The 12,035-nt window shown below is 72.1% G+C and carries 11 protein-coding genes and 3 tRNA genes; 7 read left to right on the forward strand and 7 right to left on the reverse strand.

Annotated elements, in window-relative coordinates; genetic code table 11:
* Positions 1 to 18: 18 nt before the first annotated feature.
* Positions 19 to 1,095, forward strand: coding sequence for an ABC transporter permease (locus tag AB0M29_RS36915; RefSeq protein WP_365391034.1), 1,077 nt, complete (start codon positions 19 to 21; stop codon positions 1,093 to 1,095).
* 33 nt (positions 1,096 to 1,128) lie between these two features.
* On the opposite strand, the gene AB0M29_RS36920 is transcribed toward AB0M29_RS36915, so the two are convergent.
* Positions 1,129 to 1,202 (reverse strand) — tRNA-Phe (locus tag AB0M29_RS36920).
* A 4-nt stretch (positions 1,203 to 1,206) separates the two neighbouring features.
* Positions 1,207 to 1,281 (reverse strand) — tRNA-Asp (locus AB0M29_RS36925).
* A 303-nt stretch (positions 1,282 to 1,584) separates the two neighbouring features.
* On the opposite strand from AB0M29_RS36925, the gene lepB reads away from it, so the two are divergent.
* The gene (gene lepB / locus AB0M29_RS36930; protein ID WP_365391079.1) at positions 1,585 to 2,388 is read left to right on the forward strand and encodes a signal peptidase I; all 804 of its coding nucleotides are present in this window, start codon (positions 1,585 to 1,587) and stop codon (positions 2,386 to 2,388) included.
* A 21-nt stretch (positions 2,389 to 2,409) separates the two neighbouring features.
* Here the strand turns inward: lepB and AB0M29_RS36935 are convergent, their stop codons facing one another.
* Together AB0M29_RS36935 and AB0M29_RS36940 are read right to left on the reverse strand one after the other, a co-directional pair.
* A complete protein-coding gene (locus tag AB0M29_RS36935; protein ID WP_365391036.1) occupies positions 2,410 to 3,225 on the reverse strand; it encodes an alpha/beta hydrolase in 816 nt (271 codons plus the stop codon).
* A gap of 118 nt (positions 3,226 to 3,343) precedes the next feature.
* Entirely contained in the window at positions 3,344 to 4,321 is a 978-nt protein-coding gene (locus AB0M29_RS36940) for a serine hydrolase domain-containing protein (protein ID WP_365391038.1), read from the reverse strand.
* 58 nt (positions 4,322 to 4,379) lie between these two features.
* Between AB0M29_RS36940 and AB0M29_RS36945 the strand changes: the two genes are divergently transcribed.
* Complete coding sequence (locus AB0M29_RS36945) at positions 4,380 to 4,943, forward strand: GNAT family N-acetyltransferase (RefSeq protein WP_365391040.1); 564 nt, start codon at positions 4,380 to 4,382, stop codon at positions 4,941 to 4,943.
* 25 nt (positions 4,944 to 4,968) lie between these two features.
* On the opposite strand, the gene AB0M29_RS36950 is transcribed toward AB0M29_RS36945, so the two are convergent.
* Together AB0M29_RS36950 and AB0M29_RS36955 are read right to left on the reverse strand one after the other, a co-directional pair.
* Positions 4,969 to 6,015, reverse strand: a complete 1,047-nt coding sequence (locus AB0M29_RS36950; RefSeq protein WP_365391042.1) for an alpha/beta hydrolase — start codon at positions 6,013 to 6,015, stop codon at positions 4,969 to 4,971.
* Between the two features lie 141 nt (positions 6,016 to 6,156).
* Complete coding sequence (locus AB0M29_RS36955; RefSeq protein ID WP_365391044.1) at positions 6,157 to 7,911, reverse strand: TIGR03767 family metallophosphoesterase; 1,755 nt, start codon at positions 7,909 to 7,911, stop codon at positions 6,157 to 6,159.
* Between the two features lie 277 nt (positions 7,912 to 8,188).
* Between AB0M29_RS36955 and AB0M29_RS36960 the strand changes: the two genes are divergently transcribed.
* Entirely contained in the window at positions 8,189 to 9,625 is a 1,437-nt protein-coding gene (locus tag AB0M29_RS36960; protein WP_365391046.1) for a cytosine permease, read from the forward strand.
* A gap of 45 nt (positions 9,626 to 9,670) precedes the next feature.
* Positions 9,671 to 10,357: a hypothetical protein gene (locus AB0M29_RS36965; protein ID WP_365391048.1), complete on the forward strand. Its 687-nt coding sequence runs from the start codon at positions 9,671 to 9,673 to the stop codon at positions 10,355 to 10,357.
* Positions 10,358 to 10,552: 195 nt separating this feature from the next.
* On the opposite strand, the gene AB0M29_RS36970 is transcribed toward AB0M29_RS36965, so the two are convergent.
* A tRNA-Glu gene (locus AB0M29_RS36970) sits at positions 10,553 to 10,628 on the reverse strand.
* Between the two features lie 218 nt (positions 10,629 to 10,846).
* Here AB0M29_RS36970 and AB0M29_RS36975 point away from each other — a divergent pair.
* Together AB0M29_RS36975 and AB0M29_RS36980 are read left to right on the forward strand one after the other, a co-directional pair.
* Complete coding sequence (locus tag AB0M29_RS36975; RefSeq protein ID WP_365391080.1) at positions 10,847 to 11,197, forward strand: metallopeptidase family protein; 351 nt, start codon at positions 10,847 to 10,849, stop codon at positions 11,195 to 11,197.
* 180 nt (positions 11,198 to 11,377) lie between these two features.
* The gene (locus tag AB0M29_RS36980; protein WP_365391050.1) at positions 11,378 to 11,857 is read left to right on the forward strand and encodes a hypothetical protein; all 480 of its coding nucleotides are present in this window, start codon (positions 11,378 to 11,380) and stop codon (positions 11,855 to 11,857) included.
* The last annotated feature ends 178 nt before the right edge of the window (positions 11,858 to 12,035 follow it).

Here is a 12,035-nt window from a genome sequence, read left to right on the forward strand (position 1 = left end):
CCGACCTAGCGTGAGGCCATGGGCGACGGCGGCGGCACGGAGGCGGGCCCGGCGCCGGGCGGATCCGGAGCCGGGCCCGGGTCCAGGGCCGGGTCCGGGGAAAGCGCCTGGACCGCCTTTCGGGGGTCGCCGTACTTCGCCGCCTGCGTGCTCGTCCTGCTGATCGCCGCGGCGGCGGGCCTCTTCGCGGGCTCGTACACCTACGCCATGGCCAACCCCACCCCGCGGCACATCCCGACCGCCGTCACCGGGGTGCCGACCTCGCAGGTCAAGCGGGCGCGGTTCGTGGCCGGAATGCAGGAGGCACTCGGCGCGTCGCTGGAGTTGCACCACTACGACACCTTCGACCAGGCCCGGGACGCGGTCGAGGAGCAGCGGGTGTTCGCGATCCTGCGCGAGCCCGGCCCCGGGCAGCCCTTCCCCCGCCTCTACGTCTCCTCCGCGTCGGGCGCCAGCGTCGCCCAACTGCTGACCGAGTCCGCGCCCCGGGTCGGCGCCGCCAACGGCGTACCGATCACCGTGACCGACATCAACCCGCTGCAGCACGGCGACCCCCGCGGCCTGGCGATCTTCTACGTGTCCCTGGCCGCCGTCATCCTCGGCTTCGTCGGCGCGATCCAGCTCATGGTGAACGCGGGCACCCTCACCCCGATCGCCCGGGTCGCGTTCACCGCCGGCTACGCCATGCTCGGCGCCTTCGCCATCGCCTCGATCGTCGACTGGGGCCTGGGCGCCCTGCGGCTGCCCTTCGCCGAGTCCTGGGCGATCCTCGCCGCCACCCTCTTCACCACCGGCATGGTCTTCACGATGTTCAACACCCTCATCGGCCGCTGGGCGCTGCTGCCGACCTGGGGCCTGATGGTGCTGCTCGGCAACCCGTCCTCGGGCGGCGCCGTCTCCTGGCCGCTGCTGCCGTCGCTGCTCGGCCGCATCGGCCGCTGGCTTCCCCCGGGTGCCTCGGTGAACGCCCAGCACACCGCCGTCTACTTCGGCGGCCACCAACACGCCTTCCCGTTCCTCGTCCTGGCCGCCTGGGCCCTGACGGCGACGGCCGTCTTCCTGCTGCGCACCCGCCCGCACACGAAAACGACGTAGGGCCCGCCTTTCGGCGGGCCCTACGTCGTGCGGTGGCTGGGGCCGGGGTCGAACCGGCGACCTACCGCTTTTCAGGCGGTCGCTCGTACCAACTGAGCTACCCAGCCGCAGCGGTCCTGACGGGATTTGAACCCGCGGCCTCCACCTTGACAGGGTGGCGAGCACTCCAAACTGCTCCACAGGACCAAGCTAGCGCGGGACAAGTCTTGCACAACTTGAACACTGGTCTCGCACCGTTTTTCGCGACCCCAGTCACCGGATCCACCGCTTCCAGCCCCGTGACTCCCGGTGACCGGCCGCGTACTCCGGCAGGCCGTTGTCGCTGGATCAGCGTATCAGAATCCCCACCCCCTCCCGCACGCGTGACCTGCGCCCCAGGCGGCGGCTCACGCGGCGGCTCAGGAACTCCCGTTCGTTGGTATCGGGGACGACACGACTGAGGGGGATGGTGTGGGGGAGCGCGCGGTCGGGACGGATGGGGTGGCGCCGGTGGGCGAGGCGGCGGCGGAAGGCACGGAGGCGGGCGGGGGTGAGGGGCGGCGGCGGGGGCGGTCCATGTGGCGGGAGCTGCCGGTGCTCGTCGGGATTGCGCTGGTGCTCGCGCTGGTGGTGAAGACGTTTCTGGTGCAGGCGTTCTCGATTCCCTCGGGGTCGATGGAGAACACGCTGCGGGTGGGCGACCGGGTGCTGGTCGACAAGCTGACGCCGTGGTTCGGGTCGAAGCCGACGCGCGGGGAGGTGGTCGTCTTCCACGACCCGGACAACTGGCTGCTGGACGAGGCGGGGGCGTCGCACGCGAACCCCGTGCAGAAGGCGCTGAGCTTTGTGGGCGTCATGCCGTCGGTGACCGAGCACGACCTGATCAAGCGGGTCATCGGGGTCGCCGGTGACACCGTGGAGTGCGAGGGGACGGGGCCGGTCAAGGTCAACGGCAAGCCGCTGGCGGAGTCGTACGTCGCCGCCGGGAACACACCGTGCACCGCGGACCGCGGCGGCGGGCAGTTCAAGGTCACCGTGCCGAAGGGCATGCTCTGGGTCATGGGCGACCACCGCCAGTTCTCGGCGGACTCGCGGTACCACCAGAACGACAAGGACCGCGGCTTCGTGCCGGTCGGCAACGTCGTGGGCCGCGCGATCGTCGTCGCCTGGCCCGTCACCCACTGGTCCACGCTGCCGATCCCCGGCACCTCCTCCCAGCCGGGAGCGCGGGCGGCCGCCGACGTGGCCCCCGGCGCGCTGGGCCTGGCGGGCGCGGCGCCGTTCGTGCTGTGGCGCCGGCGGAGGCGGTCGTAGGCCGGGGTACGGGCCGGGCCCTCAACCGCGGTGGAGCGCCGCGAACTCCGCGACCGTCGTGGCGACCACCGCCGGGTCCTCCAGCGGCAGCGCGTGGCTGAGGCCCGGCAGCAGCCGTAGCTCGGAGTCCGGGAGCCAGGAGGCGAGTTGGGCGCCGCGCGCCCGGTAGGCCGTACCGAGTCGCTCGGACTCACCGCCCACGGCCAGCAGTACGGGGGCGGTGACGGCCGCCGCCTCCTCGGGCCCGAAGGACCACGCCCGCAGCGCGGGCCCCTCGACGGTGAAGAAGTACCGGCTCCCCGCCACCGCCTCCCGCAGCCCGTCCTCCCCGAGTTCGCGGACGAACACCTCCCGGAAGCCGGGGCCGCTCACGCCGCCGAGGAAGAGGTCGAAGCCCGCCTGGTAGTCGCCCTGCTCCGCCGCGTCGAGGGCCCGCGGCATCGCCGGATGGGCGGGCTCGTCCGGCGTGTACGGGAAGGCGGCGTCCAGCAGGACGAGCGAGGCGGCCAAGTCCGGCCGGGTGGCGGCCAGTTGCAGCGCCACCGCGGCACCGGACGAGTGCCCCACCAGATGCGCCCGCCCCACCCCGGCCGCCTCCAGCACCCGCACCGCGTGCCCGGCATGCGCCGCCACCGACGCCCCGCCGCCCAGATCCAAGCTCCCCCCGTACCCCGCCCGCCGCACATTCAGCACCCGGTGCCCACCGGCAACCAACCGCCGCCCCGCGGGCGTGAACCAGTCCGCGCTGAAGGACCCGTGCAGCATCAGCACGACCTCCCCCTCGCCGTCGTCCGCGTACCCGATCCGCGCGTCCCCGACATCCAGCGTCTTCCTCACGGCTCTCCCTCACCCGACCGCCGCCCGCAAGCGGCTCTCCGTGCATCAACGAGGGGGAGGGCGAGCCGGTGTGGGCGGCGAGGCGGTGGCGCTTGCCTTCTTCAGGCCTTCTTCAGGCTCATGCGGCGAAGGCGTCGATCGCGGTGCCGAGGTCGTCGCCGGTCAGCGGTTGCTGCAGGTCGCTGAGGGCGCGGGAGGCCGCGGGGAGTGCCTGCTGGTGGTTGGTGAGGACCACGCTGACGTGGGCCTTGTCGGGGAGCAGCAGCATCGCGGCGCGGTAGCCCGGCAGGCGGCCGTTGAGGTACATCTGGCCGGAGGGGCCGAGCGCCCAGCCCAGGCCGTACGGGTGGGGGTCGTCGGGGCGGGTGCGGGGGGTGCGGACTTCCGTGAGGAGGGCGCGGTCGGCGAGCAGGCGTTCGCCGACGGTCAGCAGGTCGGAGACGGACGACCACAGGCCGCCGCTGGGGCGGCGGGTGCGGGGGTACGCGAGGGGCGGCAGTGCGTCCCGGCCGTCCCAGCCGGTGACGGCGTCGTGCGGCGGAGTGGCGAAGCCGGTACGGGACAGCGCCCACGGTTCGAGCAGCGAGTGCGTCAGCGCGTCCTCGTACGAGGTGCCGCTGAGGGTGGCGAGGACGGCGCCGGCCAGGAAGTAGTTGCCGTTGTAGTACGACCAACGGGCGCCGGGCTCACGGTCGTTGCCCGCCGCCACGACGAGCCGGGCGGCTTCGTGCAGCGCGGCGGGGCCCGCGCCGAGGGCCCGCGCCGTGTCCGCGTCCACGGACTCGCGCAGACCCGAGACCTGCCCGAGGATCTGCTCGACGGTCAGGCCCGGGTCGGCGCGCCAGTCGCCCGCCAGGCCCGGCAGCAGATCGATCACGGGCGTGCTCAGCGGTACGTCCTTCTCCCGCAGTGTCCGCAGCAGCGCGAGGCAGGTGAAGACCTTCGTCAGGGAGGCGATGCGGAAGCACGAGTCGGCGGTCACCTCGACCGTCCCGCGTGTCGCCACGCTTCGGGTTCCCGCGACCGAGAGCCCCGCCGCCACGGCCGGGACCTCCCGCAGGCCCGCCTGTCCGTCGAGGAAATTCTGGAGAGTCACGGTGATCAAACTACTAGCGTGACGGTCGGGGCGGCGGGGGCGACGGAAGGGGAGTGCGGTGGGAGTTGTGCGGTACCGGGCGGCGGAGGCGGCCGACGCCGAGGGGGTGGCGCTGCTGCACGCGGACAGCTGGCGGCGGCACTACCGCGGCGCGTACGCCGACGCGTATCTCGACGGGGACGTGGTCGCCGACCGGCTGGCCGTGTGGGGTGACGGCCGCCTGGAAGCGGCGGAGGAGCGGGTGACGGTGGTCGCCGAGTCGCCGGACGGCGAGGGCGGTGGGCTGGTCGGATTCGTCCATGTCGTCTTCGACGAGGACCCGCGGTGGGGCAGCCTCATCGACAACCTGCACGTGAGCAACGCCAGTCGGCGTACGGGAGTGGGGGGCGAGCTGATGTTCCGTGCCGCGCGTGCCGTTGACGAACGGGCGGCGGGCCGCGCGGTCTATCTGTGGGTGCTGGAGCAGAACACCGCCGCACAGGGCTTCTATCGCGCGCTCGGCGCCAAGCATGTGGAGACGGTGCTGGTGGGTCCGCCCGGCGGCGTCCCGGAGCGGTTGTGCGGCGCGCCCCGGAAGTTCCGGATGGCGTGGGAGGACGTCGGGGACGTGCGCAAGGGGTGAGCGGGGGCGGGGGGCCGGTCAACGTCTATCGCGCCGCCAGGGCCTCCACCGCCGCGGCCACCGCCGTGGGGGCGGAGAGGAGGGCGAGGTGGTGGGCGGCCGGGATGAGGGTGGGGGGTGGGGCGCCGATGCGGGCGGCGGTCTCCTGGGGGGTGGTGCGGGAGAAGACGTCGTCCTGGGCGCCGAAGACCACGGACTTGGGGATGTCGACCCCGCGCAGCCGGGCGACCTGGCCGGCGGACAGTCCGGGCACGCCCTCGGAGAGCATGCTCCACAACGCGCCCTCGGCGCCCGCCACTTGGAGCGGCCGGCGCCACTCGTCGACTCCGGCGGCGTCCAGCTTCGGGCAGCTCGGGCCGCACTGGGAGCCGTAGACGCGGCGGATGATCCAGTCGGTGCTCAGCCCCAGGCGCAGGATGCTGGTGCGGAAGGGGTCGATCAGCACGTAGTGCAGCCCGGGCGGCGGGCCCGCGCCCGTGTTGAGGGCGTCGCCGTCCAGCAGCATGAGGCCGCCGACGCGCCCCGGGGCGCGCAGCGCGGCCTCGGTGATCATCGCGGCGCCGCTGGAGTGGCCGACGAGGATCGGCTTGTCGCCGGGGCCGCCGAGGTGCATGGCGTCGAGGAAGCCGAGGAGCTGGCGGGTGAGGTGGTCGACGGTGTACGGGCCGCGCCGCTGGCTGTAGCCGGCGCCGGTCAGGTCCAGCGCGTACACCCGGTGGTCGCGGGCGAGCAGCGGCGCGACCTTGGACCAGGTGTCGACCTGCTCGAATGCGCCGTGCACGAGGACGACGGGCGAACCCTTGGCGCCCCAGGTCTGGTAGCGGGTACGGACATCGGCCGCCTGTACGTACCTCAGTCCCTTGGGCGGCGCCGCGCGCCCGTCGGTGAAGGCGTTGTACGTGTACGACGCGATGGTCACCACGACGAGCGTGACGGCCATGGCGAAGGCGGTCCTGCGCACCCAGCGCCGCAGCCGCGCGGGCCACAGCGACCCGGCCGCGGACTCGGGACCGGACTCCGCAGTGGCTTCCACCGCGGGGTCCGCAGCTTCCTCGGTGCTCGTAGCGTCCATCGCTCGTCACCCCCTCCCCGGTCGTCCCACCACTCTCGCAGGCCGCCCCCGCGCACCGCGTCAGACCACAGGAGCGCGCCCGGATACTCCTCGCGGAGTACGGACGCGCTCCCGATCGACGGCCTCCCGGCCGGGTAGGCCCTAGCTGCCAGGCTTCGTCAGCAGCAGCTCGGTGTTGTGGTCGCCCGTGCCGCCCAGCTTCGCCGACGGCGTCGCGAAGGGGTCGTTGAAGGACAGCTCGCGGTAGAGGGCGCCCAGGCCCGCGTCCGAGGTGTCGCCGAAGTCCGTGGCGTAGGGGGCGGAGGACTCGACGAGGGTGGTGAAGAGCGACAGCGTCCCGTCGGCGTTGTCGGCGATCTCGATGATCCGCGCGTGCTGCGGGAAGTCGACGTGGGAGGCGGTGTTGATCTCCCAGAAGGCGCGCTCGGGGACGGCGTGGCCGTGCGGGGTGATCTGGTTGGCGTGGGTGTGGCCGTTCACCCAGGCGGCGACGTTGGGGTAGCGCTGGAGCAGCGCGACCAGCTCGTCGCCGGAGTGGCGGCCCTCGAAGAGGTTGTACGGGTCGGGCAGCAGGTTGCCCATGGTGGTGCTGGTGTGGTGGCTGAAGATCACGATGGTCTGGTCCTGCGAACCGCGCCTGACCACGTTGCCGTTGGTGTCGTACCAGCGGCTGCTGTACGTCTGGAGGACCGACTCCAGCCAGTGGAGCTGGGCGGTGCCCAGTGAACCGTCGGCCCAGCCCGCCCGGTTGGTGGTGTCCAGGCTGATGCCGAGCACGCCCTCGGAGACGGGGAAGGTGTAGTACAGCTTGCCGCTGGAGGCCGCGGCGGCGGTGAAGCCGTGGCCGACCGGGCCGGGGCCGGTGACGGCCGGGTTGAGGTGTGCCTGCGCGAACTGCTTGGGCGTGAAGGTCGCCCGCCGCGCGTCCGGCGTGACGTGCCGGACCGGGCCGCCGCCCTCCAGGAGCTGCAGCAGGATCATCACCGCGCTTGCCGGGTCGTGCTGGATGGCGTCGGCCAGCTTGGCGGCGGTGGCGTCGTCGACGCCCTCGATCTTGCTGTCGCCGGTGTAGAGCGAGCCGAGCAGCCCGAGGTCGGGCAGGGTGCCCTCGATGCTGTCGTCGTGGTTGCCGACGGTGGTGTACCAGGGGGTGCGCAGACCGGGTGCGGTGAACGTCCGCTGCGCGGCCGCCAGGAACCCGGGCACCTGCGGGAACCCGGCCTTCTTGTAGTCGTCCTGGAACGACGACTCGGGGTTCCAGTAGCCCGTGGCGCCGGAGTTCTGGACGCCTTCGTAGCGTGTGAGATCGCCGCTGCCGGGGGTGATCCGGCCGCCGCTCATCACCGACAGGTACCAGTCGAGCTCGATCAGCTCGTGGTTGTCGGTGTTGTCGCCGGTCGCCATCACCATCGAGAACGGCATGCCCGTGTACGGGCCGCCGGGCAGCGAGTTGACCCGCTCCACCAGCGCCGAGGCGCCGCGTACGGTCAGCGCCTCCTGCGGGCGGTGGGCGGAGTCGATGTAGCGGGCGAGGTACTCGAAGCGGACCGGCGACTCGGTGTCCGCCAGGTGCAGGTCGGTGAACTGGACGAAGGAGGCGAGTCCGGTGCGGCGCGCGTCGCGCCCGGCGGACGCGGCGGCCAGCTCGGTGCGGACCACGACCGGCCAGCCGGGTCCGGCCGCCAGCCGCCGGTAGCTGCCGGTGCTGGCGCCGGCCGGGGTGGCGACCTGCTCCAGCGTCGTACCGCCGATCCGTACCGCGCGGGCGGCGGTGGTGGCCAGCGCGCGGTCGCGCTCGGCCGCGGAGGCGTACCCGCTGTCCATCAGCGTCAGCGCCGCCGCGGCGGCCACGGCTGAGGAACCGGTGACGAACTGACGTCTGCTGTAGGGGCGCATGCCGAAGTCTCCTGGGTGGTGAGGCGAGCGTGCATGGTCGGTGCACGCCGACGGCTTCGTGACCGGGGCGCACGGGGGAGGTGCGTGGCGTACACAGGGTGTATTACCAGCCGGTAACGACCGTCCGCCAGAGTCTCGACCCAGATTGACCAAGGCATGAACATGTCGTGTCCAGACCCGTAACGCCGGTGCACGTCGCGGATCTTGACGGCCGCGACACTGTCCAGGACGGTGTCTGGATCGAGGAAGTGGTCATGCACACGCGAAGGAGACAACGGTGTCGACATCGCAGCAACCGCGGGTCACGGGTCTGGAGACCCGGTCGATCGACTATGTCCCGCTGGCCGAACGGCACGGCAAGCTCTGGCACCTCGGCCCCCTGTGGTTCATGTCCAATGCCCAGATCGCGACCCTGGCCGTCGGACTGACCAGCATCACCGCGGGCGGCAACCTGATCTGGTCGCTGATCGCGATCGTGACGGGCACCCTGCTCGGCACGTTCTTCATGGCCTTCCACTCCGCGCAGGGCCCGCAGCTCGGCCTGCCGCAGATGATCCAGTCCCGCCCGCAGTTCGGCTACGTCGGCGCGCTGCTGGTCTGGCTCTTCGCGTACGTGCAGTACGCGGGCTTCAACGTCTTCAACTCGATCCTGGCCGGGCAGGCCATGCACTCCACCGCGCACGGCGGCGTCAAGTGGTGGGTGGCGGCGATCACCGTACTGGCCTTTGTGATCGCCCTGGTCGGCTACGACGTCATCCACCGCGCCGAGCAGTTCCTGACGTACACCTTCCTGGCCGTCTTCGGTGTCTTCACCGTCGGCGTGCTGTGCACCCTGCACTACCCGGCGGGCTCGTTCAACCTCGGCGGCTTCAAGTGGACGCCGTTCCTTGCCCAGTTCGGGGTCGTGGCGGGCTACCAGATCAGCTGGGCGATCTACGTCTCCGACTACTCCCGCTACCTGCCGCCGGACGTCACGGTCCGCAAGACCTTCTACTGGACCTACTTCGGCTCCGCGCTCGGCGGCGCCTGGCTGATGGTCCTCGGCGCGCTGCTCGCCGCCTGGGCCGGGCCGAAGGACTTCGACACCATCTCCGCGATCAACGCGGCGGGCGACAAGGTCTTCTCCGGCTTCGGCGCGATCGTGCTGATCTTCGCCGCCCTGGGCCTCGTCTCGGTGACCGCCCTGAACATGTACGGCGGCTCGCTCACCCTGATCAGCGCGGCCGACTCCTTCCGCAAGATCCGCCCGACGCTCTCGGTCCGCGTGGTCACCATCGGCCTCACCGCCGCGCTCTCCTTGGTCGGCGCGCTCGCCGCGACCTCCCACTTCCTGGAGAACTTCAACAACTTCCTGCTGCTGGTCCTCTACCTGTTCATCCCCTGGACCGCGGTGAACCTGATGGACTACTACGTGGTCAGGCGCGGCCACTACGCCATCGCCGAGATCTTCAACCCGCACGGTCTGTACGGCCGTTGGGGCTGGCGCGGGATCATCTCCTACCTCGTCGGCTTCGCCGCGATGATCCCCTTCTTCGCCGTCGGCACCCTCTACACCGGCCCCGCCGCCCACGCCCTCGACGGCGCCGACATCTCCCTCTTCATCGGCCTCCCCATCTCCGGCCTCCTCTACTGGTGGCTGGCCCGCACGATCGACCTCGACGCCGAGATCGCCCTGGCGGCGGCCGAGGCGAAGGAGGTGGAACCGTCGCTCTAGGCAGGCCCTAGGGTGGCTGTCCGGTTGACCGAGCGGGGGGATGCCATGTCCGGGAGCAAGAAGAAGCGGCAGAAGAGACCGTACAAGGACGGGAGCTTCGGCACGCCCAAGCCGGACGTCCGCAAGAAGCGGCCACCGTGGCTGACCCGGCGCCGGCTGTTGTGGTTCGCCGTGCCGCTCGCCGTCGCCGTCCCCCCGGCCCTGATCGGTCTGGCGATCCTGGCCACCAACCCCGACTACGGGCCGCTGGGCATCATCCTCGCCGTCCTGATCCTGATCGTCGCCCTGGGCGGCCTCATGCTCGTCCGCACCAGCGGATGGATGCTGTGGCCCGGGGTGGCGCTCGGCATCGTCCTGATCGCGCTCCCCGGCGAGGTCTTCAAGTTCGAGGTGATGAAGCACCGCGGGGTGTCCACCGAGGTGGCGATCACCTCGAAGCGCAGCTACAAGAAGAAGGGCGGCGGCCTCAGTTGGACGTGCCACATCCGCCGCACCGACGGACAGCCGCTGCCGCACGCCAAGTTCTCCGGCGACGGCTGCGACGCGTTCTCCGACATCGGCAGCACCCGTACCGTCGTCGTCGACCCGGCCGGCTGGGTGCCCCCGATCAGTGACGACTTCGACTACTCCGACCTCGCCGTCGGCGTCTACGGCGTCGGGGGCGTCTGGCTCCTGTGGGCCCTGCTCGTCGCGGACGGCACCCGCCGCAGGCTGCGGCAGGGCATCGGCTGAGCACCGTACGACGCCCTTGGCGTCGCGGCTGCCCAGGTTGGTGACGCGCAGCGGCAGCGCGGTGGTGCCGCCGGGGGTCACCTTCATGGAGCGGCCGAAGTCGTTGATCGCCAGGACACCGGGCCGTGGCGGGGTGCCCGCACGCAAAACGCAGGTCAGACGTGTGTCTGACCTGCGGATTCGTAGAAAACTTTGTGGTGCCCCCAACGGGATTCGAACCCGTGCTACCGCCTTGAAAGGGCGGCGTCCTGGGCCACTAGACGATGAGGGCTCTTTGGCCTGCCGTGAGCGCCAGGTGGCGCACGTCGGGGACGCGAGAAGCATATGGGATCGGTCGGGGTATCGCCAAAACGGTTTGGCAGCGCGAGCGGACGGGTGCGGCGGGGCTCCGGCGCGGCCGGTGTGCCTGGTCCGGCGGGGTTCTGACGTGGGGGTCCCGGGTACGGCCGGGTGCTCGCCGGGGAGCGGTCCTTGGCCGACAATGAACGCGTGCTGGAGATGACGCGCGAGGAGTTCGAGGAACTGGTCGGCGAGGCGCTCGACCGGATTCCCGCCGAGCTGACCCGTCTGATGGACAACGTGGCCGTCTTCGTCGAGGACGAGCCCGCACCCGGCGACCCCGACCTGCTGGGCCTGTACGAGGGCACGCCGCTCACCGAGCGCGGCGAGTGGTACGCCGGGGTGCTGCCCGACCGCATCACCATCTACCGCGGGCCGACGCTGCGGATCTGCGACACCCGCGAGGACGTCGTGGCCGAGACCGAGGTGACCGTCGTCCACGAGATCGCCCACCACTTCGGTATCGACGACGAGAGGCTGCACGCGCTCGGTTACGGGTGAGCCCCCGGCGCCGGTGGGGCGGGGGGCGGCGGGCCGGTGCGGCGGCCGGGCGCTCGGCCGGTGGGGCGGCCGGGCGTGTCCTGGCGGGGCGAGGGGCGTTGGACACGGGGATCAGCCGTCCGCGCGCACGGCCGTACGACCGTACGCACCCCCCCCGTAGCGAGCCCGAGGTGCATGCACGTGCTCCCAGTCCCCAGCCGCGGCACCCGTACGGTGCTGCGCTCCGCCGTCCTCGTCACGCTGGTGGCCGCGAGCGCCGCGGCGTGCGTCAGCGCCGGGAGCGAGTCCGACCAGAAGGCGCCCCACCGGGCCCCGGCCAGTGCCGGGAGCGTCGCGGAGGGGTCCAGAAACGACGGCGGGCAGGGCCTGCCCCGGCGGTGGACGGGCGCGATGTCGCCCTCGGCGACCGTCTCGGGCACGGCCTCGCCCGGCGCCTCGCCGTCCGGCACGGTCAAGCCGGGCGGCGGGAAGACGGCCGGACCCGGCGGCTCACCCGCCGCCCCTCATTCCTCCGCGCCGCAGCCCTCCGCCCAGCAGTCGCCGACCGGCGCCCCGCCCGCCACGACCCCGCCGCCCCCGACCACCCCCGCCGGGCCGACCGACCCGCCGAGCCAGTCCGCGACGGCCGACCCCAGCGGAAGCTCCGACTCCGGCGGATGACAGTGACGGCGGTCACGCCGGTCGCCGGTCTGCCCGGCCGTCTGGCACCATGGAGTGGTACCCGGCAGTGAGCACCCCGGCGCTCATCCGTGTTCGGCCAGCATCGCCGCTGGTCAGAGCACCGGTAACAGCAGGCCCTGGAAGCGATTAGGAAAAGGGCCGCCGGATGCGTATGCTG

Origin of the sequence: Streptomyces sp. NPDC051976 (assembly GCF_040680795.1) — a bacterium.
Taxonomy (GTDB): Bacteria; Actinomycetota; Actinomycetes; order Streptomycetales; family Streptomycetaceae; genus Actinacidiphila.

Excerpts from the sequence above, each read along its gene's own strand:
- AB0M29_RS36950 (WP_365391042.1), bottom strand. The coding sequence starts at position 6,015 with ATGGACGCTACGAGCACCGAGGAAGCTGCGGACCCCGCGGTGGAAGCC.
- AB0M29_RS36965 (WP_365391048.1), top strand. The coding sequence starts at position 9,671 with ATGTCCGGGAGCAAGAAGAAGCGGCAGAAGAGACCGTACAAGGACGGG.
- AB0M29_RS36915 (WP_365391034.1), top strand. The coding sequence starts at position 19 with ATGGGCGACGGCGGCGGCACGGAGGCGGGCCCGGCGCCGGGCGGATCC.
- AB0M29_RS36955 (WP_365391044.1), bottom strand. The coding sequence starts at position 7,911 with ATGCGCCCCTACAGCAGACGTCAGTTCGTCACCGGTTCCTCAGCCGTG.